The organism is Hymenobacter sp. AT01-02 (assembly GCF_000961955.2).
Lineage (GTDB): Bacteria > Bacteroidota > Bacteroidia > Cytophagales > Hymenobacteraceae > Hymenobacter > Hymenobacter mucosus.
Genome location: NZ_JZIR02000011.1, coordinates 71,712 through 98,389, shown reverse-complemented (window position 1 = coordinate 98,389; position 26,678 = coordinate 71,712). Strand labels below are relative to the sequence as shown.

The 26,678-nt window shown below is 56.0% G+C and carries 27 protein-coding genes; 16 read left to right on the top strand and 11 right to left on the bottom strand.

The genetic code is table 11. The annotated features are described in order from the left end of the window. From VI25_RS04445 to VI25_RS04435, 3 genes are all read right to left on the bottom strand, one after another. Window positions 1-773, bottom strand: a 773-nt coding sequence (locus VI25_RS04445; RefSeq protein WP_055562304.1) for a TPM domain-containing protein, incomplete at its 3' end; no start/stop codon positions are given. Next, window positions 770-1,231 (bottom strand): TPM domain-containing protein, encoded by a 462-nt coding sequence (locus VI25_RS04440; protein ID WP_045688041.1) that lies wholly within the window; start codon window positions 1,229-1,231, stop codon window positions 770-772. The genes VI25_RS04445 and VI25_RS04440, both read right to left, overlap by 4 nt. A gap of 73 nt (window positions 1,232-1,304) precedes the next feature. Further along, window positions 1,305-1,883, bottom strand: coding sequence for a LemA family protein (locus tag VI25_RS04435; RefSeq protein WP_045688040.1), 579 nt, complete (start codon window positions 1,881-1,883; stop codon window positions 1,305-1,307). A gap of 182 nt (window positions 1,884-2,065) precedes the next feature. On the opposite strand from VI25_RS04435, the gene VI25_RS26490 reads away from it, so the two are divergent. The 16 genes from VI25_RS26490 (at window position 2,066) to VI25_RS04365 (ending at window position 19,445) form a co-directional block, all read left to right on the top strand. Continuing rightward, window positions 2,066-2,665 carry a nucleotidyltransferase family protein gene (locus VI25_RS26490; RefSeq protein WP_236704883.1) on the top strand — a complete coding sequence of 200 codons (600 nt, stop codon included), beginning with the start codon at window positions 2,066-2,068 and terminating at the stop codon, window positions 2,663-2,665. Next, window positions 2,665-3,066: a hypothetical protein gene (locus VI25_RS26485; protein ID WP_236704882.1), complete on the top strand. Its 402-nt coding sequence runs from the start codon at window positions 2,665-2,667 to the stop codon at window positions 3,064-3,066. Before VI25_RS26490 ends, VI25_RS26485 begins: the two co-directional genes overlap by 1 nt. 8 nt (window positions 3,067-3,074) lie before the next feature. After that, complete coding sequence (locus tag VI25_RS04425) at window positions 3,075-3,800, top strand: DUF4272 domain-containing protein (protein WP_052695119.1); 726 nt, start codon at window positions 3,075-3,077, stop codon at window positions 3,798-3,800. 114 nt (window positions 3,801-3,914) lie between these two features. Beyond that, window positions 3,915-4,223, top strand: a complete 309-nt coding sequence (locus tag VI25_RS24600) for a hypothetical protein (RefSeq protein ID WP_152981488.1) — start codon at window positions 3,915-3,917, stop codon at window positions 4,221-4,223. Then, complete coding sequence (locus tag VI25_RS04420; protein ID WP_055562301.1) at window positions 4,172-5,278, top strand: hypothetical protein; 1,107 nt, start codon at window positions 4,172-4,174, stop codon at window positions 5,276-5,278. The genes VI25_RS24600 and VI25_RS04420 overlap by 52 nt, the downstream gene beginning before the upstream one ends. Window positions 5,279-5,456: 178 nt before the next feature. Then, complete coding sequence (locus tag VI25_RS04415) at window positions 5,457-5,849, top strand: hypothetical protein (RefSeq protein WP_045688037.1); 393 nt, start codon at window positions 5,457-5,459, stop codon at window positions 5,847-5,849. A gap of 206 nt (window positions 5,850-6,055) precedes the next feature. Further along, the gene (locus VI25_RS04410; RefSeq protein WP_236704881.1) at window positions 6,056-7,156 is read left to right on the top strand and encodes a hypothetical protein; all 1,101 of its coding nucleotides are present in this window, start codon (window positions 6,056-6,058) and stop codon (window positions 7,154-7,156) included. A 14-nt stretch (window positions 7,157-7,170) separates the two neighbouring features. Next, window positions 7,171-7,503, top strand: coding sequence for a hypothetical protein (locus VI25_RS26480; RefSeq protein WP_236704880.1), 333 nt, complete (start codon window positions 7,171-7,173; stop codon window positions 7,501-7,503). A gap of 264 nt (window positions 7,504-7,767) precedes the next feature. Next, a complete protein-coding gene (locus tag VI25_RS04405) occupies window positions 7,768-11,229 on the top strand; it encodes a hypothetical protein (RefSeq protein ID WP_045688036.1) in 3,462 nt (1,153 codons plus the stop codon). A 227-nt stretch (window positions 11,230-11,456) separates the two neighbouring features. After that, window positions 11,457-12,962, top strand: coding sequence for a hypothetical protein (locus VI25_RS04400; RefSeq protein ID WP_055562300.1), 1,506 nt, complete (start codon window positions 11,457-11,459; stop codon window positions 12,960-12,962). 411 nt (window positions 12,963-13,373) lie between these two features. After that, a complete protein-coding gene (locus tag VI25_RS04390; protein WP_055562299.1) occupies window positions 13,374-14,834 on the top strand; it encodes a hypothetical protein in 1,461 nt (486 codons plus the stop codon). A 502-nt stretch (window positions 14,835-15,336) separates the two neighbouring features. Further along, window positions 15,337-16,014: a hypothetical protein gene (locus VI25_RS04380; protein WP_045688030.1), complete on the top strand. Its 678-nt coding sequence runs from the start codon at window positions 15,337-15,339 to the stop codon at window positions 16,012-16,014. A gap of 203 nt (window positions 16,015-16,217) precedes the next feature. Then, window positions 16,218-17,861, top strand: coding sequence for a prolyl oligopeptidase family serine peptidase (locus tag VI25_RS04375; protein ID WP_262489916.1), 1,644 nt, complete (start codon window positions 16,218-16,220; stop codon window positions 17,859-17,861). Continuing rightward, entirely contained in the window at window positions 17,858-18,415 is a 558-nt protein-coding gene (locus tag VI25_RS27605; RefSeq protein ID WP_262489915.1) for a prolyl oligopeptidase family serine peptidase, read from the top strand. The genes VI25_RS04375 and VI25_RS27605 overlap by 4 nt, the downstream gene beginning before the upstream one ends. Window positions 18,416-18,452: 37 nt before the next feature. Beyond that, the gene (locus VI25_RS04370; protein WP_045688028.1) at window positions 18,453-18,818 is read left to right on the top strand and encodes a hypothetical protein; all 366 of its coding nucleotides are present in this window, start codon (window positions 18,453-18,455) and stop codon (window positions 18,816-18,818) included. A gap of 111 nt (window positions 18,819-18,929) precedes the next feature. Continuing rightward, window positions 18,930-19,445: a GNAT family N-acetyltransferase gene (locus tag VI25_RS04365; protein WP_045688027.1), complete on the top strand. Its 516-nt coding sequence runs from the start codon at window positions 18,930-18,932 to the stop codon at window positions 19,443-19,445. A gap of 108 nt (window positions 19,446-19,553) precedes the next feature. On the opposite strand, the gene VI25_RS04360 is transcribed toward VI25_RS04365, so the two are convergent. The 8 genes from VI25_RS04360 to VI25_RS04330 all read right to left on the bottom strand — a co-directional run bounded on the left by VI25_RS04360 (window position 19,554) and on the right by VI25_RS04330 (window position 26,640). Then, window positions 19,554-19,856 (bottom strand): DUF4286 family protein, encoded by a 303-nt coding sequence (locus tag VI25_RS04360; RefSeq protein WP_045688026.1) that lies wholly within the window; start codon window positions 19,854-19,856, stop codon window positions 19,554-19,556. A 131-nt stretch (window positions 19,857-19,987) separates the two neighbouring features. After that, window positions 19,988-20,443, bottom strand: coding sequence for a DUF6526 family protein (locus VI25_RS04355; RefSeq protein ID WP_052695118.1), 456 nt, complete (start codon window positions 20,441-20,443; stop codon window positions 19,988-19,990). Window positions 20,444-20,526: 83 nt separating this feature from the next. Further along, complete coding sequence (locus VI25_RS04350; RefSeq protein WP_045688025.1) at window positions 20,527-20,904, bottom strand: hypothetical protein; 378 nt, start codon at window positions 20,902-20,904, stop codon at window positions 20,527-20,529. A 76-nt stretch (window positions 20,905-20,980) separates the two neighbouring features. After that, window positions 20,981-22,249: an MFS transporter gene (locus tag VI25_RS04345; protein WP_045688024.1), complete on the bottom strand. Its 1,269-nt coding sequence runs from the start codon at window positions 22,247-22,249 to the stop codon at window positions 20,981-20,983. Between the two features lie 112 nt (window positions 22,250-22,361). After that, window positions 22,362-23,303, bottom strand: coding sequence for a cation diffusion facilitator family transporter (locus tag VI25_RS04340; protein WP_045688023.1), 942 nt, complete (start codon window positions 23,301-23,303; stop codon window positions 22,362-22,364). A gap of 92 nt (window positions 23,304-23,395) precedes the next feature. Beyond that, on the bottom strand, window positions 23,396-25,843 hold the full coding sequence (locus tag VI25_RS04335; RefSeq protein ID WP_055562303.1) for a TonB-dependent receptor: 2,448 nt from the start codon (window positions 25,841-25,843) through the stop codon (window positions 23,396-23,398). Between the two features lie 228 nt (window positions 25,844-26,071). After that, entirely contained in the window at window positions 26,072-26,224 is a 153-nt protein-coding gene (locus tag VI25_RS26475) for a hypothetical protein (RefSeq protein WP_236704879.1), read from the bottom strand. Continuing rightward, window positions 26,206-26,640 (bottom strand): hypothetical protein, encoded by a 435-nt coding sequence (locus tag VI25_RS04330; protein WP_052695180.1) that lies wholly within the window; start codon window positions 26,638-26,640, stop codon window positions 26,206-26,208. Before VI25_RS04330 ends, VI25_RS26475 begins: the two co-directional genes overlap by 19 nt. Window positions 26,641-26,678 lie beyond the last annotated feature (38 nt).

The following is a 26,678-nucleotide window of genomic DNA, read 5'->3' as shown; positions in this document are numbered from 1 at the left end:
ACCCCCCGCCGACCGCCACCTCCACCACCAAACCCACCGCCGCCAAATACGCCGCGGCCGCCGGAAAAGTCGCCGAAAATGATGGGAGGAACCATACCCCCGCCAAAGCCCCGGTTGCGGCGCCCGCCGCCACCGCCGCCCCGGTTGCGGAGCAGAATGAAGAGTAGCAAGATGCCGATGACAATCCAGAACGTCCAGCTAGAATCTCCGCTGTCTTGGGCACGTGGCCGGTTCTGGGTAGTAGCATCAGCCTTATATTCCCCTTTCGCTAAGGCAATAAGCTGATCCGTTGCGCGGTCTAGTCCTTCATAATACCGCTGTTCTTTGAAAGCAGGTACAACCGTGTTAGAAATAATGCGCTTAGATAGGGCATCGGTTATTGCGCCTTCTAAGCCGTAGCCGGTATGAATTCGGGCCTTGCGCTCCTGCTCTGCTACTAGTAGCAAAATACCATTGTTGCGGCCCTTGTTACCAATACCCCAGGCTTCGCCCAGCTTCTGCGCGTAGTCTACAATATCGTAGTCGCCAATGCTGGGCACCGTCACGATGGCAATCTGGGAAGAAGTACTATCGTCGTAAGCCACCAGCTTCTGTTCTAGGGCGGCTACTTGCTCTGGGGTCAGCATCCCGGCCACGTCGTTGACAAGGCGCGGCGGGTTTGGGCGCGGTGGTATGTCTTGAGCCAGGGCGCTACCCAGGCCAAGTAACACACATACAGCTAGTAGAAAGGGGCGAAGCCAGGTGCGAACTATAGGAAGGGAAGGGGATGTCATACGCGAGGAGGCTGGGATTCGCCACCACCAAAAGAGATAGAGTCGTCGAGCTCATTCTTGTCAGTAGCAGCGTCGTAGGGGAAGTAGCGCCGGAGCTGCTCGCCTACGCGCCGGATGCCTTGCTCTAGGCCTGGCACGTACCGCGAAGCACGAAACTCTTGTAGCACTGTTTCCTTAGTAGTTTCCCAGAAGTCGTCGGGCACGGCAGCATTGATGCCCGCGTCGCCGATGACAGCAAACTGTCGGCTCTGCCACGCCAGGTAAAATAGCACACCATTGCGCTGGGCAGTACGGTGCATATTTAGCTCAGCAAATACCTGGGCCGCCCGGTCGAGTGGTTCGGGGGTGGGGCAGTGGTCTTCCAGATGTACCCGAATTTCGCCAGATGTCCGCAGTTCGGCCTGCCGAATGGCGGCTACCAGTGCTGCTTCTTGCTCGGGAGTGAGAAGGTTATTCATATTCAGTTGCCGATGGCCAGTGGCCAGCTACCGGCCGCGGAAACAAACCGGTAGCTGGCAGCTGGCAACTGAGTTAGAACTGAACGGTAGGTGCTTTTTGCGAAGCAGCATCGGCTTCGAAGTATGCTTTCTCCTTGAAGCCAAACACACCCGCAAACAGGTTGTTAGGGAAGGATTTTACAAAACCGTTGTAGTCGTTGGTTACGGTGTTGAACTTGTTCCGCTCTACGTTGATGCGGTTTTCAGTTCCTTCAATTTGGGATTGCAACTCCTGGAAGTTGGCGTTGGCCTTCAACTCAGGGTAGTTTTCGGATACGGCCAGCAAGCGGCCCAGGCCGCTGCTCAATTGGCTTTGGGCCTCTTGGAAGCGCTGAATGTTCTCGGGAGTTAGCTGATCGGCATTCAGCTGAACGCTCGAGGCCTTAGCCCGTGCATTTACTACATCGGTCAGGGTAGTTTTCTCAAAATTGGCGGCGCCTTTCACCGTGTTCACCAAGTTCGGGATAAGGTCGGAGCGACGCTGGTAGGCGCTTTGCACGTTAGCCCACTGTGCCTTCACGGCTTGGTCACGGCTAACCATGCCGTTGTACCCGCAGGAAGATTGCGAGAGCAGCAGCAGTATACCGGCGAAATAGAGCAGAAAACGTTTCATGTGTGCAGGAAGAATAAGTAGTTGGGAAAAAGGAGAAACAATGGATGACACCAAACCCTAGCCAGGGTGCGCCGGTTTACGCTCGGTGCGCTGCAAAGTACGAATTCAGGCCACAGCGGTTGTGTCGGATGCAGCTCCGGCCCCGATTCACTATTTTGCGTGCTTAGTTACGCTTCTTCTACATGAAAGCAGTCATTCCAGTTGCCGGCATTGGGTCGCGCCTGCGTCCGCACACGCATACCCAGCCTAAATCGCTGGTGCCCGTGGCCGGCAATACCATCTTGGGTCACATCATCGACCGCCTCGTGGAAGCCGGCGTGAGAGAGTTCGTTTTTATCATTGGCTACCTCGGTGAAAAGATTGAGCGCTACGTGCGCCGGCAGTACCCGGAGCTGCTAGCTTCATTCGTGGTGCAGGAGCCGCGCGAGGGTATTGCCCACGCGCTCTGGCTGGCCCGCGACCAGTTCAGGACTGAGAAAGAGGGTATTCTGATTTTGCTGGGCGACACCATTGTGGATGTAGACCTGCAGGAGATGATGCGCACCCCCGGCAACGTGCTCGGCGTGAAAGAGGTGAAAACACCGTCTATGTTTGGCTTGGTGGAGACGAGTGCTACCGGCCGCGTGACCAAGGTGGTAGAAAAGCCGCGCATCCCGAAGTCTAACTACGCCATGGTGGGCCTATACAAAATAGCCAATGCCGATTGGCTAGCCACGGCCCTCGAACGCATCATCGACCAGAACCAGCGTACCCACGGGGAATTTCAGCTCACCGATGCCTGATGCTCATGATTCAGGATGGCGCGGAAATGACCACTACTTCCGTAGATAATTGGTTTGACTGCGGCCGCAAGGAAAGCCTGCTGGAAGCGAATGCGCGGCTACTCAATTTGCCGGAGTTCTTGAAGCGCCGAGAATATCCCGAGTTTCCGGATACCATCATCATTCCACCCGTCAGCATTGGGAATGATTGCCAGATCAGTGGTTCCATCATTGGTCCCAACGTAGCTATCGGCGACCGGACCATTGTTAAGAATACCATTCTGAGTGACTCCATCATTGGGTCGTACAGTGAACTACGCTCAGCCGTTATGCACGACTGCATTGTGGGTTCTGATGCGCTCTTCAAGGGTACTCGTCACAGCCTCAACATCGGCGACAACACCGAGATTGACTACAGCTAAGCGGGGCTATGTTCAACTCCCTGAAGAAACTGCTTGGTTTAGCGGCAAGCACACCAGCAGAGCAGCAAGCCAATTCGTTGCCGACTGAGCATATAACCGAGCAGTTTCGTCAGGGTGTTAAAACTGATTCTGAGGCAAAAGTGCTGGCGCTCGGTGGCCGCATCTGCGACTGGCTGCCGCTGCTAGATGCACCAGAACTACGTGAAGTAGCAGAAGTTTGTGGCCGCATGAGTGTGTTAAATGCACTGATCAATATTTCCTTTCAGGCGCCCGTTGCAGTCATAAGCGCATGGCTCGCGCAAGAAAATCTGCTCGGCCACCTTTCGCCGGAAGAGGCGGCTATACTAGCAAAGGATAATGAGCAACTCACGGAGCAGGAGTTAACAAACCTACGCTGGAGTATGGAGAGCTTGTGGGCTATGATGTGGGCTACGCGTATGGTGCCTACGTTGGACCCCGTGAAGTGGTGCGGCGATAATATGGCGTCGCTGTTACCCAACTTAGAGCGAGGGGAGAGCAATGAAAAGCTTGCGAAACTTCAAGCCCTAAGACCGGCGGCTGAACTGTACCAGATGCTGGACTATTATTATCGGCTACACTGGTACTGTGTAGATGAGCGGCTGCATGGCCGGGCCGCCATCGTATCGGAGTCACTAATATATGAGAGGCGCAAAGCGCTGGAGTGGATTTACAACCGACAGTATGCATGGGACGATGTGGAAATGAGTACGTAACTCTCTTAAGCCGAAGGGTAATACCATCAACTTTAGACAAGGGAAACAGGTAGGCTACAACTTCTCAACCACAAGATGTATCCGGCGCGGGCAGAATGTCGTTACTTTAGCCCGATGCGCTACCTGACTTCCTTTTCCCGTCTTTGGCCCGCGCTGGGCCTCTCGCTTGCCCTGTTGCCCGGCTGCTACTCCCGCTCCGATATGAAAACGGAGGCGGGAACCGCTGCCGGAACCCCTACTGCTGTACCACCCGCTGAGGTTCCTGCGGCGGTGTCGCCTAATACGGCTACCCATACGGAAGCTGCAAACTCCACGCAGCCCCTACAGGCCGTGAACGTGTTTCTGGAAGTGTCGGGGTCGATGGAAGCTTTATGCCCAAAACGGGAGCGAGCGGCGAGAATACTAAGTTTCAGCAGCATGTAGCCCAGTTTCTGTCGGAAGTGAACCGCACCGCTACAGTTCGCCAGAAAGCGTTTTACCGCATCAAGGAAAAGCCCTACGAAGATTCTTACCAAGGCATTTCCAGCACCGTGCGCAGCGGAATTCAGCAGCCCGCAAAAAGCACCGACATCCCCTCGGTGCTTGATACACTGATGAGCAATTACTACCAGCCTGGTACTGTAAGCGTGCTGATTTCGGACTTTATCTACTCGCCGAAAAATGCGGGTGCCATTCCCTACATCAAAACCGACATTACGGACGCGCTGAGCCGCAGTGGTAGCCACCCCGAACTTGGTGTTTCAGTGTACGGGTACACCTCTGATTTCCGCGGTACATACTACCCCGCCCTAAAAGCGGCCGGTAAGAAAACTAACTGCTGCGACACGGAAATTCCTTACTACATCTGGGTGCTAGGGCCAGCCGACGCGGTACGCCGCTTCGATGCCGCCTTATTGGAGCAACAGCCAGCGAAACAGGCTCACTTCGGCGTCACATACCCGCGTCCTCACTACTCCTTACTCAATAAATTTCAGAACAAGGGTAGCTGGTATTACGGCGACGCAGGGGCTAGCAAGCAAACTGCCGATGCCTACCGCGTGGTAGCTGTAAGTGAAGCATCAGCCCAGCAACCCGTCGAGTTTGTCATCGGCATCGACCTAAGTAGGTTGCCCGGCCAGTACCGCGATGTTGCCTACCTCAAGCAGAACTTAAAGCTTCAAGGTGTAGACACCGACGCCACATTGCTGGATGTAATGGCCGCTACCGACCAAACCAAAGCGAGCAGCGGACCGGAAAGTAAGTTCACGCACTTTGCCAAAGTTCGCCTGACTAGACAGCCCAAAGCCGCTCGTCCGCTGGTGCTCCGCCTACAAGACCAGCGCCCCGCTTGGGTAGCGCAATGGACAACCAAAAACGATGCAACACCGGCGTCCAAAACCTTTGCGCTTAGCTCACTGCTAGACGGCTTAGCACCTTCACAAGAAGGCGGTGCCCGGCAGATTTTTGAGTTGCCACTGACCTTACAGCCAGGCGAGTAAGCCTTTGCTTCGTTGCCGCTAACCCTAGCGAACAGCCTGTTTCGGTTCAATCTGGAATGGTTTTCGTTCATTCGGTAGTGGTTGTACCTCTACTTCCCAGTTGTGGGTTCGACTACAATTTCGTTCTGCCCTTATCGTTCAACGATTCGCGAAGTATCTCTTCGCCCTATCTCCTTCCATGAAAGCACTGTTCCGTTCCATTTACGAACTCATCGGCTCGCCCCAACCGCCCGCTGATACCCCCGTGTATCGCGACGTAGTGTTCCCTAACATTGGGTTGCTCAACTTGGGTATTTCGCTGGCCTTAGTGGTAATATTCTACTATGTCATCAACCGGGCAATGGGTGTGGCTACCTTTAATAAAGGCCGGCATTGGGCTATTTTCTTAGTAATGAACGCCCTCATTGCTTTTGGAGTGGCTATTGGGCAAGCCCACGCCCAGCAGGTCACGGATCACAGCTACATCTACTGGCTGGCCACCTGGAACGCCATTCTAGGTATCTTCTGGTTCTTTATCTTCTCCCTGATTCTGCGCAAAGGCTCCACCAACGCGAGTACTACACCGTTCTAGAGTTTAAAAACTAGTTCCTCTTCCCAGATGATGTTGCGCATCAAGCAAGGAGGGGGCAGGGGTGGTTGACCAGGGCGTTGAACGTTACTACTACGGATTGTTCAACCAAATAACATCAGCAATAAGCCAATCACCCCAGTTCAGCTTTGCGGCTGAACAGCTCCTCCTTAGCCAAGGAGGGGAGTTTCGTTCAACATCAGCAACTCATGGCTAAACTCTTTTTATTCGGTATTGGCGGCACGGGCTCTCGCGTGATTCGCTCGCTCACCATGCTGCTGGCCGCGGGCGTAGATTTGCCCAACTGCGACCGGGTAGTGCCCATCATCATCGACCCCGATGCCCACAACGGCGACATGAACCGAACGGTGCAGTTGCTGCAGAGCTACCAGCAGATTTATAAGCGCCTCGGCCCCCGCGAAGAAGGGTTCTTCAAGACTGATATCAGCACTCTGAGCGGTATTTCGCAAGATGTAAACGGCTCGGTGAAGGATACCTTTATCTTCGACTTCGGGGGCATTAACCAGAGCTTCCGGCAGTACCTGAGCTACGATGGCCTATCCGTTGACTCCAAGGGGCTAGTAGATCTGCTCTTCACGCAGGATAACCTCGAAAGCCCCCTGACCATTGGCTTCCGCGGCTCCCCGAACGTGGGCAGCATTGTGCTGAACAAGCTAGTGGAAAGCCCCGAAATGCGGTTTTTCGCCGATAACTTCCAGGATGGCGACCGAGTGTTCTTCGTGTCAAGCATCTTCGGTGGTACGGGGGCGGCGGGTTTCCCGCTCATGCTCAAGAACCTGAAGGACACCAACACGCGCCTCAGCAATGCCCGCTATCTGCGTGATGCACCCACCGGCGCCGTGACGGTGATGCCCTACTTCGCTCTGCAGAGCGAGGACAACGCCGTCATCGACTCCAACAACTTCCTTACGAAAACCAAGGCGGCGCTCAGCTACTACGAGCACAACCTCCAGGGCCTCGACGCGCTGTACTACCTCGCCGATACGCCAGATACGCCCTACGAAAACCAGCCCGGCGGCACCCAGCAGAAGAACAAGGCCCACGTAATTGAGCTGCTGGCGGCCCTAAGCATTGTAGACTTCATGCGCTACTCGCCCGCTGAGCTGCGCACCGGTGGCCCGCACTTCCACGAGTATGGCCTACAAGCGACGCGCCGGAAATTCAGTTCAGCCACCTGCCCGATGAGTCGCGCGAAATCATTGCCAAGCAGCTCACGCAGTTCCTGTACTTCACGCGCTACCACAAGCAGCATCTGCCCACCGACAAAGCGCCCTACGCCGACAACCTGAAGCTGGACTACGCCATGCGTAACGAGCCCATCTTCCGGGAGCTAAACACCTTCCTGCACAGTCAGGACTCGGGCGTAGATCAGTGGCTGCAGGAACTGGCCCAGAACCGTCGTTCCTTCCGCCCCTTCGACCTGCAAACTGACGACTTCAACGCCATGATCCTCGGCAAGCCCGTCGAGAAGAAGTGGAATGACTTTTTCAACAAAGGTCTCAGCCACAACTACCTCCTCGACAACCTCAACAAAACCGAGAAGTCCATCCAGGAGCCCGACAACTTCCGCAAGATGCTGGAGCTGTTCTATGATGTGACCGACAAGGCGTTTGAGGAGAAGATAAAAGTGGTGTAAGAACGAAACCTCCCCTCCTCAGATGAGGAGGGGATGCGGCGGCTTAAGCCGCCGCTGGGGTGGTTGACCTCGTTGCTGATGTTGTTTGGTTGAACTACCCACACTCCTCCGTTCAAGGAGTATCAACCACCCCTAACCCCTCCTCAGCTGAGGAGGGGAACTAGCTCTCTAGTTGTAGTTTCTAGTCTCAAAAGTCACCCCGAATGACCTTCGTCTGGCTCTCCCTCTTCCCAAGGGGAGAGGGCCGGGGGGTGGGGTTCCGATATGGCCAAAGTCCTTCGCTTACATAATAATGGCTCCCAGCAGGTTCAAGGCTGGCAGAAAACGGCGCCGGTAACGAGCACCGAAATCAATACCGTAACGGACCCGGCGGGCGGCAAATCCCGCAACTTGGCCGTGAGCATCCCGACGCCGTTTGCGCGGATGCACCTGTTTGAAACGGCTTTCGACTTCCTGGCCCGCGAAGGGCAGCGCAACCCCGGCTCGGTGTACCACGAGCTGACGACGCACTTCTGGGACTTGCTGGAGCTGCTCTACAACTACCACCTCTACACCCAGGCCGGCCGCAAAATCACGCTACGCCGCTGGAATGCCGAGGCGGAAATCCGCCGGATGCGGCAGGAGGAGGGTACGCGCCTGCTGGGCGAAACCCTGCAGCTCTACATGCAAGACGAACGTTTCCGCGACTTCACCGACATGTACCTGGTGTACTATGAGTCGCCGGAGCTGGCGGGCGGTACGCGCCTGCTGGGCGGCACCTCACCGTTGACGATCCTGTTCACGGGTCCCGAGGTGAAGCCCTTGGATTTGGAGCGTCCGCAGGCCCGCGGCCACTACTTCGATAAGCAAACCGTTCTGCTCGAAGACCGTGACCCGCAGTTCCGGGAGTTCGTGTATGAGCTGTTCCTGGCCTACCCGCAGCTGCAGCGCCGCGAGTTTGCCGGCAGCGTGTACGCCGGCCTCGACCGTAGCAAAATCAACCAGCTTCAGATGCAGGGCGACCGGAGCGCGCAGCAGTTCGCGGCCCGCTACCCCGCGCTGGTAGATGTGCATGGCAACCTGGTGAGTGTGAAAGGCGTGCCGCTGCCCGGCCGCGCCGACCAGTCGGCTGTGACCAGCTCCGACTTGTTCATTCAGCCCACGCGAGAGGCCATTGCTGGTCGGCCTAGGCCACTGGTGCTGCGCCCCAACCTGACCATGCCCGGCGCTAACTACCTCAACGGCCAGCCTTGGGACGACCGCACGCCGGTTCCTTACTATGACGAAGTAGCGCTGGAAAGCCGCGTGCTGCCCGGCAAAGGCTTCAAGTACCCTTATCTGACGGTAGGCGACTTGCTGGAAGACTCGCTGGTGGAGCTGCCCTACGAGTTGAACACCCAGCGTTTCCATACCGGAAAAGTCACGTTCCAGTACGGCGCTGACGGTCAGGGCCGCGCCCGTTTCCCCTACCTGTTGCCGCTGAAACAGGCGTTTTTCGAGTATTTCACGGAGAACGAGCTGGCCGAGCTACTCACCTTTACCATCGACCTAAGTCACGTGCGCGTGCAGCTGCGGGTGCCGGTGCAGGCGGGGCGCTTCATTACGTTTGAACGCAGCTACTACACCAATCCGCAGAACCCGAAGGATGCCCAGGGCCGCGAGATTCTGGAGAAGGGCCGTATTGTGAAGGCTACTGTAGGCGTGGGCGTGTTCCCCTTCTACAAGGTGCGCTATCAGCCTGAGTACAACGACCTCTACAAGGTGATGCTGGTGGATGCGGACAACTCGCCCACTATGCTCAGCCGCCGCTACGACCTGCAGTTCTTCGTGAATGGGGAGCGAATCACGGAGCAGGGTGCCGCCCGCCGCGCTACCCGCTACGAGCGCACCCAGAAGAGCATGGCCACCGCCGGCAGCACCTACTACGAAGTTACCGGTACGCACTTCGACCTCGTGGAGCTGACCTGCCCGCCTGCTACCATTGGCGCCGAGCCAGCCCGTGGCCTGTTCGTGCCGCGCTGGCGCGAGCTGGACCGCGGTACCCGCCGCTTCACCTTCGCGGTGGACTTCGGTACTACTAACACCCACATTGCCTACGCTGACTCGCCCACCGCGCACCCACGCCCGCTGACTATTGGTGAGGCCGATGTGCAGGTGGAGTGGCTGCATGCACCGGTAGCCGATGCAGGCCTATCGGCCGCCCAGCGCTACCGTACCGGCGCCGGCCAGATCTGGACCTACATTGCCACTCTGCAAAACCGCGAGTTTGTGCCCTCATTCGTGGGAGAAGGCGGTTCGGTGTATGAATTCCCGATTCGTACCGCCGTTTGCGAAACCACGTCGTTTGCCAATGAGCCCGCCAAGGTGCTTAGCAACATTAACATTGGCTTCAGCATCAATACCGAAAATGCTTCGGAGCTGCCCCAGAACCGCTTCATCACCAACCTGAAGTGGTCGGCGGAGCTAGACCCCCAGGGCGTTTCGCGCATTGAGGCCTTCTTCAAGGAAATTCTGCTGCTGCTCCGCCACAAAGCGGCGCTGCATGGCGGTATTCTGGAAGATACCCGCGTAGTGTGGTTTGCGCCGCTAAGCTTCGATGGCTTTCTGCGCAACCAGTTCCAGCAGGTTTGGGACGAGTCGTTCCAGCAGGTGTTCAAGACGCGCCGTGCCACCATCTGCCTCACCGAGTCGGTGGCGCCGTACTACTACCTCACGGCCACCAACCAGGTAGTACCCAACCGGGACGAAAACGTGGTGAACATCGACATCGGCGGCGGCACCACTGACTTGCTACTCTTCGCCGACCAGAAACCGGCCTACAGCACTTCATTCCGCTTCGCCGGCGACGACCTGTGGGGCGACGGGTACGCCCGCGTACAAGGCGCGCCCAAGCAGAACGGTCTGCTCCGACTCGGCGTAGGCCACGTGGAAAGCCTGCCCGATTCCGAGCAAAACCAGGAGTACAAAGGCTACCTGCGTGCCGCTCTCAGCAACACCGACTTTGGCTCTGCTGACGTGACTAGCTTGCTGTTTAAATACGATGAAGCGTTGCGCTTTACCCAGGCCCTGGGCCTAGGCAAAGGCCGGCAGCTGCGGGTGCTCTTCTACCTGCATTACACCAGCATCATCTACCACACGGCGCAGCTTACCAAGCACCTCGGCCTGAAAACGCCGCGCTACCTCTGCTTCTCCGGCAAAGGTAGCCTCTACCTGCGTCTGCTGGCCGGCGGCAGCTCCCTGGTAGCCATCGAGAAGATTACGAAAGCCATCTTCCAAGCCGTAACCGGTACGGAGCCGCCGCATAACTTCCGCGTTATCTTGGCCGATAATCCCAAGGAAGCTACTACCAACGGTGGCGTGCTCTTCGAGGAGAAGTCGAATACGGCTGATTACGACAGTATTAAACCCGTGAAGTATAGTGGCGCCGTAGAAGGAACCGAGCTGAATCAACAGCGCCTGAAGCTAAACCAGGTGGACGCCACACTGAAAGACACGGTGCTGGAAAACGTGCGCAACTACCTCACCCTCGTACTGGAAGGCGACGAAGTAGCGCCCTACCTACGTGAAGTAGGTGTAGACGTGGACCGTCAGCGCGTGAAGGACATTCTGCAGCGCGAAATCGAGGATAGCTTGAGCCTAGGCCTGCACCAGTTCCAGCGCCAGCTTTCCTCCGATGAAACCCTGCCGGAAACCCTGTTCTTCCTGCCGCTGAAACAGGCGCTCTACAACCTGAGCCGCGAGTTGTAATTGTGCTAACCAGTAGCCCAGGGCTGCAGCCCTGGGCTACATAGTGCTTGTGCATTGAGGAGTCTTATGATATTCACTCATAGATCCTATGCAGAGCGGCTCTAAAATTAGTGGCTATTTGTAGTCAAATAGCTAGTTACGGTTAGCGTTTTTCTGTCCATACGCTGGCTGAACTAAGGGTTTGACCCTGAGGCCTGCGTTTGCTTTCTCCCCCTACCCAACACCCTATGACCCTTTCCCGCCTTGCTGCTTCTTTACTCGCTGGCTTGCTGCTTATGGCGGCAGGCAGCCATGCCCAAACGCCGCTAGGCCAGCCTACGCTGGATGAGCAGAAGGTGCAGATTTGGTGCGCTACAGTGCGCTACGTGTACGACGACAATGGACGCTCCAACTTGAAGAATAGGCTGCAGTGCGGCAGCTCGTTGAAAGCGTTTGAAAACAGCATCAAGGCCGATAGTCAAAAGGTATACAGCCTGTTGTATCAACCTTTGGAGGGTAGAGGAACCATGTACAAGGGGCTTGGTACCAACCAGTCGAGGTTGCAGAAGCTGACTACGGAAATCATTAACCGGCTGAAGTCATCCGCGGCCCGCCGGGCCGACCCAGTTCGTATGCAGCGGTTGGCTACGCTGGAAAGCTCGCTGAACAACTACGTGGCAAACGGCACGCCCATCAGTGAGCAAAGTACAGACGAGGTAGCCACCGCCGAAACCGTAGACACTACTGCTACCAGTGACGAGGCGACGGCGGCCGCGCCCGGCGATGCTGGCTTGGATGAAGCAGGCGTGGCTACTGCTGCCTCCTCAACCAACAGCGGAGCAGGAGAGAGCCTAATAAACAAATTCTTCGGGCCGCTAGCCCTGATTATGTCTTTGCTAAGCCTAGTGCTCTACTATCTGCTGCGCAAGAACATTGATGGCTTTCAAAAGGAGCTAGGTGCCCGCATTGATAAGCGCCGCGACGAAATCCTGGCCTTGCAAAACGCTCCGGCTGGTAGCGGCGCAAAAGTAGCAGCGGCTTCTGCCACCGCTGACCGCCTGACCCCGGCGCAGCAGCGCGAAGTAGAAAAGCTAGTGCAGCAGCGCGTGGAGGAAGAAGTGAAGAAGCTTCGTAGCCAACTTGTGGGTGCTGCCGCACCGGCTGCTCCTGCGGCGGTGCCAGCATCAGCGCAACCGGTACAGCCAGCGCCTACATCGGCTCCCATTGCAAGCCCAATACCGCAACCCATTCCGGCCGCGGCTCCCGTGGCACCACCTACGGCCGCTATTTACGCCGCCCCGGCTCAGCCCACGAATGTAGTTGCGGTGACACCCGTTCCGCCCGCGGGGCCCCCATCCGATACGCCTCAAGAGGAGTTTGAGAGCCTAGTGCCGCCTGTGCAACTACCAACTCCACCCGTCGCGGCGGCTGATCTGCCCCGGACACGCTACGTAAAGGTGCCCGTAAACGGTACCTTCAACGAGTATGACTTCAGCGACGAGCCCCAGCACGATAGTATCTACGAGATTCATCTGGATCCTCAGTGGCCGGAGCTAGCTACGTTCAGTGTAACCTCTAACCCCGCCGTACACGCGTACGCCATTCAGAGCGCCCAGTACTCACTCCGGGAAGCTTGCAAATATCAGCAGCCGGCTGGCCCGGTTACGCGTATTGTTACGGAGGAAGAAGGGGTGCTGCGTAAGATGGCAGGAAACTGGCAAATTGAACAAAAGGCTGCCATTCGGTTTGAATGAGTTATCGGGCCCACCTACATCGGGCACAAAATACTAGTTTGCCAATAGCATGGCGGCTCAGTTCGTTTCGTTCCTGCCTGGTGTGTTGCATGGGGTTGCTGAGGCAGCACCAACTACTGCCCCGAAACTGGTATGAAAGACAACTGCTAGCGTTTTACAATGAGCAGTTCGAGTTATCCGGCCTAGGTAGGATGCAGGAAAGCAATCTAGCTGCTGATCTGCTTCTACAGAAAGCTACTGAGGATTTGGAGCGTCGTCGCAACATATACCTCGTTCGCCTTCGCCTGTATCAGAAATGGCGTATCCAGGAAAAGGTGGGTGGTCGCCGAATTGGGAGCCTACTTGCAGTACCCTCTCATGCTTTTTGCCTGACGAATGGCTACCACATAGCCAAGTTGCGTAGTTTTAGCCATGCTTGAAATCATACTTGAAGTGGCGGTGGTGGCCGTGGTTGTAGGCCTGCAGATTCGTACGTTTCTGAGGACGAAGGCCAACGCGGTACGCCTCAGCCAGCTATACCCTCCTAAAGAGGCGTTACGTGTCGAGCAACGTATTGTGCTGGCCGATGGCCGCGACCTGCCCGACTACGCCGCCGACGCTCCTCCGGAGTCGTTCGCCTCCAACCTCATCAAGGCGGAAAACGCTTCGCCTGAGTTTCAGGAAATTCTGCTGGATACTAATGACTACCTGCGCCACAACAAGGGTGCGGCGGCTGATTTCGGCATTCTGAAAGATATATCGGAGCGGCAGAGTGAGGTACTGGACAACAGTGTGCAGGCCAACGTGGCTACGCCACTCTACTTGGGCTTACTCGGTACCTTCCTGGGGGTAATTCTAGGGTTGGTGGGCATTGCCCGCAACGGGGTATCGGACGAGAATGCCCTAACGCCCTTCCTAACCGGCGTGCTCATTGCCATGACGGGCTCTTTCGTGGGCTTGCTCTTAACCTTGCTCGGCAATGGCGTCCTGCGCCAGGCCCGCGAGCAGCTCGATCGGCTTCAAAACCAGTACTACACCTTCCTGCAGGCGCGCTTGCTACCCGTGCTGCACGCCGATATGGCCAGCTCCCTTACCAACCTAAAGTCGGTGCTGGATGCGTTCAATCAGCAGTTTGTAGGGCAGGTAGAGTTGTTTAACCCGCTGATGGATAAGGTCACCCAGAACATTCGGGTGCAGAGCGACTTCCTAGAGCGCCTCGATACCATTGGCTACGACAAGATGGCTGCCGCCAACATTCTGGTGTTTGAGAAGGTGCGCGAATCGGCGGAGATGTTTGCAGCCTTTACGGGCTATCAGCAGAAGCTGAACGATATGCTTGCCAAGGGGTATCAGTCGGCCGAGAGCATAAACAGCATCCTGGACCGTTTGCGCGGCTTTGAGAAGGGTATCAATGACTTGGGCCAATATATAGGGGGCAACAACAACTCGGTGCAGCTCATGCTCGACTTCTTCCAGAAGCACCAAGTAGAGCTACGCAACCTCAAGGACCGCGCCGAGCAACATATCGACCAGGCCGGGGTAGGCCTCGCCGACGTGATGAGCCAACGCCTGGCCTACAACGAGCGCCAAGCCCAACTGGCTTACGAGAAATGGCAGCAGTACTTCGACAAGCTCAACGCCGACAACGTTTTCGAGAAGCTGCTGAAACAGCTAGAGCCCTTCCAGAACCTCAACGTGCAGCAAGCCGACCTCAGCCGCGACGTAACCGCCACCCAGCGGGAACTCATGCGCAAAGTAGAGCTAGACTCCCAGATTCAGGCCAAGCTGCTCTCCGAACTTTCCAATCTGAATACAGTGCTGGTGAAAGCCACTTCCAAGAACCGTTTCCAGCGGTTTATGGATAAGCTGTTCGGCGGCGTGCAGCCGCAGTAATTACTTCTTTATTGAAGGTGGTTACCCGCCTCCGCGGCATTGCCTCCGCTCTACTTAAGAAGGCTCTCACCTCATGAAATTGAAAAACTACGCAATTCATAAGGTGATTAATTGAAACGAAGAATGGGCTCGGGTACGCAAGAGGCTAGCTGAATTTCCACCACACTTTCATTCTTATAAAACAATTGAGTTGCTTGATATATGTCGGGCTTCTAGACTTGTTCGGTATTTAGACCCCTACATCAGTCTGAGCCGGCTAGGGTTACATAGATATGACACGTATGAGGCAGGAATAGCAGATGATTTCTTGTGCCTTTATTTCCACCAGAACCAATATGTGGTTTCTACCTATGACAACTACCAGAAGTGGTTCTTTAGCGAGGCTCAAGAAGCAGTTGATTTTGTTAAAAGAAATCTGGAGAAAGAGAAGGTGTTTAGTTGATTGAAAACATCAAACCTGGAAATACAGCTTCCTGCTAAGTATCTAGCATAGACTCAAAACATGAACAATACTACCTCCAACAAACGCCAAAGCAACGACTTCTTCTGGCCCAGCTACGTGGACCTGATGACGTCCTTGTTTGTGGTGATGCTGGTGCTGTTCGTGTACAGCTTCAAGCTATTTAAAGACCGGGAGGGAGAACTAAAGCAGGCCAATGGGGAGCTAAAAGCCAAGGCCATTGAGCTGGAGCAGATTACTAAGATCCGCCGTTCCTTACAGCAGCTAGAAGGCAAGTATTTTAAGTATGACCCTGCTAATGAACGGCATGAACTGCTGGTGCCGGTACAATTCAAGGCCGGTCGCGACGAAATTCAGGAAGCCTACAAACCTGCTCTTTTGCAGGCGGGTCGTACCCTGCGTAAGGTGCTTAAAAGCATCAAAACCGACCAGCCCGTGCGCTACCTCGTGATTGTGGAAGGTATGGCCGCGCGCTACCCCCAAGGCGACCCGCGCAACGCCCGCGAGGAGCAAACCACCTACCAGCTCAGCTACCGTCGGGCATTGAATCTGCTCAATCTTTGGAAGCAGAACGGGCTGAACTTCGGCCAAGACCGTGGCATAGAGCTGATTATTGGTGGTAGCGGCTTCTATGGCACTGGCCGCTACAGTGGCCGCCGCGAGGGCGACAACAAGCGCTTTCTGATTCAGGTAATTCCGAAGGTAGGACGCATGCAATAAGGCCAGGGAAAGCGGGCCAGCTAAGTGCGTACCTACTACTACCAATAGTGGGCTCCACTAGGTGCCTGCCTAGCTGGTGCCGAAGACGATGGCTGGGAGATGATGCGCGAGTAGTAGGTAGTCTTACCAAAAGAATGAACAGGACTAATCAAACCTTCGGTTCTCTGGTTTATCTTCGGCGCCCTCCGTACTACTCTCTGACCATGCAAAAACTCACTATTCCCGTGCTCGCGCTAGCGGCGCTAACCTCGTGCCGCTCATCGCAGCCAGGAACGCCCGATGCTCCTGCCAAGCATTCTGCCGCAACGGGTAGCAGTGCCACCTCTAGATTAGCTTCTGTGCAATACCCTGAAACCAAGAAAGTCGACCATAAAGATGATTACTTCGGCACGCCCGTTGCCGATCCTTACCGCTGGCTGGAAGACCTCGACTCGCCCGAAACCAAGGCGTGGGTAGAGGCCGAAAATAAAGTCACCTTTGGCTATCTCGACAAGATTTCATTCCGTGACCGGATACGCGAGCGACTAACCAAAATGTGGAATTACGAGCGGTTCGGGATTCCGCAGGAGGAAGCCGGCCAGTTGTATTTCTCCAAAAACGACGGCCTGCAAAACCAAGCAGTGCTGTACACTCAGCAAGACGGGCAGGAAGGCCAGCCTGATGTGCTGCTTGATCCCAACAAGTTCTCGGCCGATGGTACTACATCCTTGGCGGGAACATACTTCTCCAATGACCACCGCTACATGGCCTATGCCACCAGCGGCGGCGGCTCCGACTGGCAAAAGCTGAAAGTGCTGGACCTGAAAACCCGCCAGCCCCTCGCCGACGAGTTGCAGTGGGTGAAAGTGTCGGGGGCGGCTTGGTACAAAAACGGGTTTTTCTACAGCCGCTACGACGCGCCTAAGAAGGGTGAGAACAGCCTGGCTGGCAAGAATGAATACCACAAAGTGTACTACCACCAACTCGGCAAGCCCCAGAGTTCCGACAAGCTGGTGTACGAAGACCCCAAAATGGCGCTGGGCTTCCGTACCGTGGGTACTACCGAGGACGAACGGTTTTTAGTTCTCTACCTCACTGATGGCAAGGCCGATGGTAACCGCTTGGCCGTGCGCGACCTCACCGACGCCAAGCAAGCCAACAAATTCACTACCCTCATCAGCAGCTACCAGCACAACAACTCCGTGGTAGGGAACGTGGGCGGCCAACTGCTTGTGCTCACCAACTACAAGGCCCCGCGCTACCGGGTAGTGCTCATTGACCCCAAGAAGCCGCAAGAGGTAAACTGGAAAGTGGTGCTGCCGGAAACGGAACAAAAGCTAGAGGGGGTAGATCAAGTAGGCGGCTATCTGGTGGCTTCTTACCTGAAGGATGCTAGCAGCAACATCAAGGTGTACACTGAGAAAGGAGTGTTTAAGCACGATGTGGCCCTGCCCGCCATTGGTACGGCCGCTGGCTTTGGGGGGCGCCGCAATGCCAAGACGGTGTACTACGCCTTCACGTCGTTTACTTACCCCACCACCATCTACAAGTACGACCTAGCCTCTAATACTAGCACCGTGTTTCGGGCGCCCCAGGTAGATGTAAACCCATCTGACTACGTCACCACCCAAGTCTTTTACGCAAGCAAGGATGGTACGAAGATACCCATGTTCGTCACCCACAAAAAAGGGTTGAAGCTGAACGGGCAGAATCCGGCCTACTTGTACGCGTACGGCGGATTCAATATCTCGCTTACTCCCTCCTTCAGCGTAGCGCGAATGCTCTGGCTGGAAAATGGCGGTGTGCTGGCTGTTCCGAATTTGCGTGGCGGTGGCGAATACGGCGAGGCGTGGCACCAAGCGGCATGACGCCCCACAAGCAAAACGTGTTCGACGACTTTATTGCCGCGGCCGAGTATCTAAAAGTAACGGGCTATACTACCACCGAAAAGCTCGCCATTGCGGGTGGGTCCAATGGCGGCTTGCTAGTAGGAGCCACCATGACCCAGCAGCCGGGCATTTGCCAGGTGGCTTTCCCGGCCGTGGGTGTAATGGACATGCTGCGCTACCAGAAGTTCACTATCGGCTGGAACTGGGCCCCAGAGTACGGCACCTCCGACAACTACAACCAGTTTCAGAATCTGTATAAGTTTTCGCCGCTTCACAACCTGAAAGCTGGCACTGACTACCCCGCCACCATGATTACCACGGCCGACCACGACGACCGAGTAGTGCCGGCACACTCCTTTAAGTTTGCGGCCGCATTGCAGGCGGCCAACGCAGGATCCCGCCCTCAACTAATTCGGGTGGATGTAAATGCGGGCCACGGCGCGGGCAAAAGCACCAAGCTACAAATTGAGGAGTGGGCCGATATCTGGTCGTTTGCGTACCAGAACATGGGCGTAAACCCGTACAAGCGGTAAGGAAAGCTGGTAGTAGCAGTTGCCTCTTGTAGGTGCTATGCAAAAGACGAAAAGGCTTCTGCTCGCTCTTTCCCAACAACTGGCCGCTTTCAACCACCAACTGACGACTCATTTACTGTATCTTCGCGGCCGCAACTCTCGTAATTGCCTCTGTCATTTTGTTTTCAGATATGAAAAAAACGCTCCTGTTCGGTCTGCTGGCCGGCTCGCTGATGCTGTCCGCTACGTCCTGCAGCAACCCCGATTTCAAGAGGATGAAGATATAACCACCCGCACGCTGCCCCCCCTGCCGGAAGCCCCTGATACGACCGGTGGCAAAGTAGCTCCCCCCAACCCAGCTACGCGCGAAATCAATGCGGTGAATGCTACGGAAGACATCAAAAAGATGCAGCCCGTAATGTAATCAACCTGAGCAATCAGGCAACTAGAATGAGCAATGGCCGCCGCGCCGTTGCTCATTCGTCGTTCTAGCCCGTGCTTGCTTACAGTTTACTACCCTTTACTACCCGCTCCCATGCAAATTCGTCGTGGCCGTGAGGCCGATTTACCCCAGGTGCTTGCTCTCATCAAGGAGTTGGCTGAATATGAACGTGCGCCCCAAGAAGTCACGAACACCCTAGCCGATATGCAGCGCGACGGATTTGGCCCAGACCCAATTTTTAAGTTCTTCGTAGCGGAGGAGGAAACGGCCGGTACTATCGTGGGCATTGCGCTCTACTACACGGCTTATTCCACGTGGAAGGGGCGCATGCTATACCTGGAAGATTTGGTAGTGACCGAACAGTTACGCGGCACTGGTCTCGGCAAGCGCCTGTTCGACGCCGTGGTAGCCGAGGCCCGGCATACCGGCGCCTACCGCATGCGGTGGCAGGTACTGGAATGGAACGAGCCGGCCATTGGATTCTACCGGAAGGTAGGAGCCGAACTCGACCCAGAGTGGTTCAACGGTACCTTGTCTTATGAGCAGCTGCAAGCCTACTCCTGCGACGCGACCATCGAAGCACTAGTTCGGGCTTCTAGTCCTTATTAAGCACAAGTACAAAGAACAGAAAGCACACGACTGTTTGCGCTGACTTAAAAGCCGAAAAGGCCGCTCTAGGTAGACTAAAGCGGCCTTTTTTGTGAGTGCGGAGAGCAATTACCCTACTATCTCCAGCATGGTGCGGAAGGAGGCATAACGGCCACCAAAGTGCTTTTCAATTTCGGTGCGGAGGGCTGGTGCTGCCACCTGCTGGTATTCTTCCAGCTGCTCTAAGCTCACGCAGTAGTACTGCGCCGCGTAAGTTATTCCGTCGTCTTCCTCGTTGAGTAAGCGGCACAGCTGAGTTTTCAGGAAGAAACCGGTTTCCATTACTTCCGGCATATGAGTGTCGCGCATGTACGCCACCCACTGATCGGCAATTTCCGGATCGAGGCTGGTCGTAACGTTATAGAGAATCATGAGTTTGGGTCTTGGTGATGGATGGCCGGAAGCACTATGGCAAGTGGTAAGATGGCTTCCGTAGCCTGGTGATAACGCAAAAGTCGGCCAAAAAATCCAAGCCTGCTGTTTGCAGCGGAGATGTTGGCCCGTCAAACGCGCATATGGTCGAAGCGCAAGTCCTGGATTCGGCTCTGAATGTCTTTGGGGGCAAGCTTCTCCTGGATGGCCGTTTGCACTAAATTGGGCAGTTCGGCATCACCCGCAAGGCGCAAGCTCAAAATCTGACGGAGCGTGAGCTGGTCTTCTAGGGGCCGGAAACTTTGCCCCGTGATTTCAAAGTAGCGCTGCCGTACTTCCAGCCGGGCAATGCGATCCTGGAGCGTGAGGGCATAGTGCTGGCGTAACATCAGTAACACTCCTAAGCTTGCTACCGATAGCGCCATAAGCGTAAACCACAGCCGCGAGTCCTCAGAGTCATCGCCAGCCACGTCTAGGTAGCGTCGAATGCTGTACCCTGCAATGATGAATAGAGCCGGCACCAGCACGAAGTGATGCCACGGGTAATACATGGTGGTGTTCTTGGTCGCTGAGAGGCCATAGCGCAATGAGGTAGAAGTAAACAGGTAGGAGGGGTACGAAAAAACTCCAGCCGGGGGCTGGAGTTTTTTGCATCATACGGAAGGCAAGACTAGAGTTTGCTGGCTTTCTTAGCCTCCTTTGCTTTCCGCTTTTCGTCGCGCAGTACCTGCTTAGCAGCTTTTTCCTGGCGGCGGGCCTCTTTGGCCGCGTCCTTCTCACGGTTTAGCTGCAGCTTTTGTTCTTTCATCTGGCGCTTCTGCTCACGCAGGGCGCTTTTTTGATCTTCGAGTTGCGATTTTGTAGCGTCTACGTTGCTGCGCGAGGCAGCCGTTTGCTGCTTTTGTGCTTCTAGGGTAGCCTTTGCCTCAGCGGCGCGTTGCTGCTGTAGTTGAAGGCGTACTTGGGCGGTGTCAACGGCTTGGGCCTTAGTAGTATGACTGCTCATTGCGGCAAAGGCAAGAGCAGTTACAAAAAGAATTTTTTTCATGAGTAGGGCGGGTATAACGTCCAGCCCAGTTTACGCTTCTGATATACAATAGTTTATGAATTATTTCTTGATGATGCTATTCTTCCACGTAGTCAAGGTCTTTCCCAAATGTTTCGGGTAGGGTGCTCACAGCCCAAAAAGCAATGGCTAGTGAGACTCCTCCTACCACCGCCCCACTCAGGATACGGTTGGGGCCCAGGGCCGTGCCAAGCCCCGCTGCTACGGCATTGAAAACCGGTACTAGCACCACCACTGAACCCCTAGCAAAGTTGGGTGCGGTGGTGGCTACCGTGGCGCGTAAGTTGGTGCCAAACTGCTCGGCTGCTACCGTGACAAATAGTGCCCAGAATCCGACTGAAATGCCCAGTACAAAGCAAACGCTGTAGAAGGCCGTGGGCGAAGCGCCTCGCAGCCCAAATAGATACGCACCCACCATCAGGCCGCAAAACACGAGGAATAGCTGAAGAGCCCGGGTACGACTACGTAGCAGCTGGCTGAGGCTACCACTAATAAAGTCGCCGAACACCAGACCGAAGTAGCACCAAAACACACCCAACCCAGCCGTGACGGGGCCCGTGAGGTGAAGCGCTTCGCCAAATTCAGGGGCCAGGGTAATCAGAATGCCTACTACAAACCAGAGCGGTACCCCAATTAGCAAGCATTTGAGGTAGCGCGCCAAGCGCGGACCATTGGTGAACAGCGCGAAGAAATTACCCCGCTCCACATCGGTTTTCTTAGCCTGCTCAAACATCCCTGACTCGTACACGCCCACCCGGAGAGCTAGCAAGGCCAGCCCCAAGCCTCCGCCCACAAAGTAGGCGTTGCGCCAACCAAATTTCTCGCCTACCCAGTAGGCCAGCATGGCTCCCGAAACGCCCACGGTGGCCACAATCATGGTACCATATCCGCGCTTTTCTTTCGGAAGGGTTTCCGATACCAAGGTAATGCCGGCTCCTAGCTCGCCTGCCAACCCTACACCGGCAATCAAACGCAGCCAGGCATATTGCTCAATGCTCTGCACAAACCCGTTGGCGATGTTGGCTAGGGAGTAGATCAGGATGGAGCCGAAGAGTACCGAGAGGCGCCCACGCTTGTCGCCTAACACGCCCCACAGGACGCCGCCGAGCAGCATACCGCCCATCTGCATATTAATCAGGTAGAGGCCCTGGGTCGTAATGGCGTCCTTGGTCGTAATGCCCAATTCTTTCAGGCTATCTACGCGCACAATGCTGAACAGAATGAGGTCGTAGATGTCGACAAAGTAGCCGAGGGCAGCCACCACGACAATAGCACTGAACAGACCGGTGGTTTTGGTGGGAGTAGTGGGGGATGGAGCAGCTTTCATGCGGTAGGAATTGCGAACCGCACATTACGAAAATTTCCGACAGAAAAAGTACCGCTCCCTTGTACTTCGCTGCGGCAGCGTACAAGGGAGCAGTAGCAAGTGGGCGTGCTGTTTAGGCTACGTGCGCTTGGTCGCAGCACCCGTGGGTGCCCATCAGGGGAAGCTCGTCTTCTAGCTGCACAGTGCAGTGGCTGATGTTGAACTCGTGAAGCAAATCGTGCTGAAGGTCGCGCAGAAAAAGGTTGCCGTTCTCACCACTGGGGCGCACCAAATGAGCCGTGAGGGCGGTGTCACTAGTGCTCAGTGGCCAGATGTGCAGATCATGGACACTACTGACTCCAGGCCGGGCTAACAAAAACCGCCGAACCGCCGACACGTCGATACTTTCTGGGGCCGCTTGCAAACCCAGTTGCACCGTTTCGCGCAGCAAACTCCAGGAGCTAACGCCTACCACGGTTAGAATGACGAAGCTGATGGCTGGGTCGAGCCAAAGCCAACTGGTGAAGTACACCAAGGCGCCACCAACTACTACCCCCACCGATACGAGCATGTCGGTGAGCATGTGCAAGTAGGCACCACGCACGTTCACGTCGCCCTTCTGCCCGCTCCGAAACAGCCACGCCGTAAAGCCATTCACTAGGATGCCCAGGCCCGCCAAGCCCATCACTACGGGGCCGTTCACGGGGGCTGGGTTGCGTAGGTGGTCAATTGTATCCCAGAGAATAAAGCCTAGAGCCAAGTACAACAGCGCCGCATTTAGCAAGGCCGCCTGTATGGTAGCACCTTTGTACCCATACGTGTAGCGCTCAGTAGCTCGGCGCTTAGCCAGCAGCGAGGCACCCCAGGCTAGTGCCAAACTCAGCACGTCGGAAAGGTTATGGCCTGCATCGGACAGTAGGGCCGAGGAGTTCGCCCACAGTCCGCCTGCTACCTCGCCCGTCACGAAGAGGAGATTCAGCGCAATGCCCCAGGTAAAGGCCTGACTGAAATTGCCATCGGCCGGCGGGCCATGATGGTGGTGCCCGTGGTCGTGTCCGTGGTGGTCGTGTGGCATGGCAAAAAAGATTTCAGGCGGTAGCGTATGCTAGCAAACCGACTAAGTGACAAGGAGCGTTCCGCAAGCCAGCCGGAATAACTACCCGGAAGTTACTTAAAGCGTACTGGTACTACCAGCTTGATACTCATGGTCCGCCCCATGTTGAAAACGCCCGCGCGGCCCGTGACTGAGTTGACAGCAGTGTACTTTAACCGGCTGAGATGGTTTTGGTAGCCTACATCAAAAATGTTGTTGACGGCCAGGTACATCGAAAACAGGGTTCTATCGGTGCTGGTCACGATATCGGTACCTAAGCCAGCATTTACCAGGGTGTAGCTCGGGGTGCGGGTTTCCGTATCGAAGGCCGAGAAGATGCGGTTCTGGGCGAAATTGTGCTCCACGGTGGTGCGGGCGTACAAATTGTGCAGGCGGGAGTTGCCCACCTTGCGGAAGTTTACGCGCAGCTCCGATTGAAGGCGGTCGGCGGGGATGAAAGGTAGGTACTCCTGCCCTTCGGGCTGGTCGTACTCAATGGCGCGCACCATCGAGAAGGAGTTCTCAAAGTGCAGCCAGTCGAGTGGGTGAGGGTGCAAGTCTACGCTTACTTCACCACCAGCCAAGCGCGCATCACCTTGCCCGTAGCGAAATACCCGGTCGCCCTCGGTGCTAAGCGAATCGGTGCCATTAGCAGCGGCAATGCGGCGGGGGAAGATGTAGTTGCTAATGCGGTTGCGGAATACATCGGCAGAAAAGCTCACGTGGTCGGAGGTGAAAGCCAAACCGGCATCAAGCTGAAAGCTGGTTTCGGGCCGCAGGTTGGGCTCGCCAATCTCGTAACGGGTAGTGCCCTCATGAATACCATTGGAGCCCAGTTCTGCAATATTGGGAGCCCGGAACCCGCGGGCTACATTGGCCTTAATCAGCCACTTGTCGCTGAAGTTGTAAGCGCCACCTACGCTACCACTCACGTTGCGGAAGGTACTCCGAAAGCCTGAAAACTTTTCCTCGCCCTGCCCAGCCGGTACGGGCTGCTCATCGGCATCCAAATACAAGGCGTCGGCATTAATGCGGCGCAGGTCGTAGCGTAAGCCGCCGCTTAGGTCTAGCTTGCCGAAGCTCTTTTTCGTGACGCCAAACACCCCGCCATCCCAAAGCCGGTACGCGGGAATCAGGAATTCCACGCCCTTGTTCTGGTTTTCCTGCTGCATGCCGCTTACGCCCACCGTGGTATTCCAGCCGTTCATCTCGGGCAAGAACCAGCGCAAGGCATAGTCTACGGTGCGAAGCTGGAAGAACAACGACCTCTCGTAGTAGTCCATTGGGTTGCCAAATTCACGGCGCAGGTTCTGCTGCCACCCCACATTCAGCGTCAGGCGATGCCGCCCCAGAATGAAGTTGTTGTCGGTGCCAATGCGCAAGTGGTTGATTTGCTGGCGCGGTACATCCAGTCCATAGCCGGAAAAGCCGCGGCCCGTTACTACCTGGGTTTCGCCGAGGCTATTGGTGCGCAGAAACTGTCCCGATAAGGAGTCTCGCTCGCCCTCAATGAGGCCCAAAATTTGGTTGAAGCTATTGAAGGTGAGATGAGAGTAGCCCCAACTCTTGTTGAGACCTACGTAGCCGCTGGCGTTCAGCTCCCGAAAGCCGGAGTTGTACACGCGGCCATCGTAGCGGTTGCGGTAGTCGGCGGCTACTTTGCCCGAGCCCCGCGCCATCCAGTTGAAGCCGTTCAGGTTGCCGGCGTTCATAACGGAGTAGCCCTGCTGGTAGTTGTTGGTTTGGTAGTTACCCGTCACCGATCCTAGAATGCGGCCGTCTTCCACGGGCTCGGGCGGTAGGAAGTTGATAACGCCCGCCAGCCCATCGGACCCATACAGCAAGGAACCAGGGCCTTTGATTATCTCGGCCCGGTCGATGCTAAACTCGTCAATCTCTATTCCGTGCTCGTCGCCCCACTGCTGGCCTTCCTGCTTCGCCCCGTTGTTGAGGGTAATCACGCGGTTCGAACTCAGGCCCCGAATCACCGGCTTGCTGATGGCCGCACCAGTAGTAATCTGGTTGAGGCCGGGGGTGTGCGCAATGGCATCAATGGCGTTGGTGGCTGCCGTTTGGCGGAGACGCGTTTGGTCTACCACGCTGGTTGGGATAGGGGAGCGGCGCATTTCCGTGCTAGCCGATACCCCTGTTACTACCACCTGGCCAATCTCGGTAGCAGCCGGTGTGAGGGCTACTTCCAGGGGCTGCCCTAAGCTAGTATCTACAGTGCGTACCACGGTAGTATAACCCAGAAACCGCACTTGCACCAAAAAGCGCCCCTTGGGTAAATTAGCGAAGCGGAAGTTGCCGCTGGCATCCGTTGTGGTAGCCTGCCGCAAATCGGGAAATACCACGGTAGCCCCGGGCAAGGTCTCACCGGTGGCCGCATCCGCCACGCGTCCCGTAACGGGCGCTACAGCCGTGGCGGTCCGGGTGGAGCGGGCTGGGGTGGTAGGGGCAGTTTGAGCAAAGGTGCCTCCTGTGAGCAGGAGCAGGCTAGTAGAGAGGAGAAGTCGGGGCATAGAAGCAAAGTACGGAGAAGCCAATGAACGGCTGGTAAGGGAAAAAGGCTGCATGTATGGCTACAACGAAAGAAAACACCGACCAGTGGCCGGTGTCTTCCTGGAGAATCTCCACAACCAAACAGGGAGAAAGTAAGTGGAAGGGCCGTTTGCAGCCAGCCCCTCCGAATGCAGTAAATGGTGCCGGAAGTGGACTAATACTTGCCTAGGCTGCCCGGCACCTTGGCGCTAGCGCACTACCGTTGGGAACGTTACTTCGGCGTCGGTGCTGCCAGGGGTAGCGGTGCCGTCTTTGGTTTCGGGCTGGTGGCGTAGCGTAATTTTTAGGGAGCCCGTGGTGCCGGTAGCATTAGCGGCTCCCGTTACCGCGGTGCTTGACAAGCCAATGGGGAGGTTATTCTTATCCTTATCAGTAGCCGTGATGGTGAGGTTGACGCCCGTAGCGAGAAGACGAACAAGTGCTCATCACCTTCTTCTAGAATCTCGGCACTTGTGTTTTCTGCCGGTGTTTTGGTTTCATCCAGAAGAGCCAGGGAACCAGTGTAGGTAGTGTTTGGCGCCAACACCAGCGTAGCCGGCGTAATGGTGCCCGCCACACCACCGTCGCCGTCGGGGTCCCGGTACTGAATAGAAAGCGGCGTGCCTCCGCCCTGAGGCGTGAGGGTATAAGTTACGGTCGTAATCTGCTCGTTGTCGTCGTCGGGCGTGGGGTCATCGTTGTCGTCCTTACAGGCCGTAAACAGAGCAGAAGAAGCCAGCAGGGCTAGAAAGGCAGGACGGAAAAGGAAGTTGGACATGGTAGATGAGGTATGGAGTTTGAAAAGGAATGGTGACA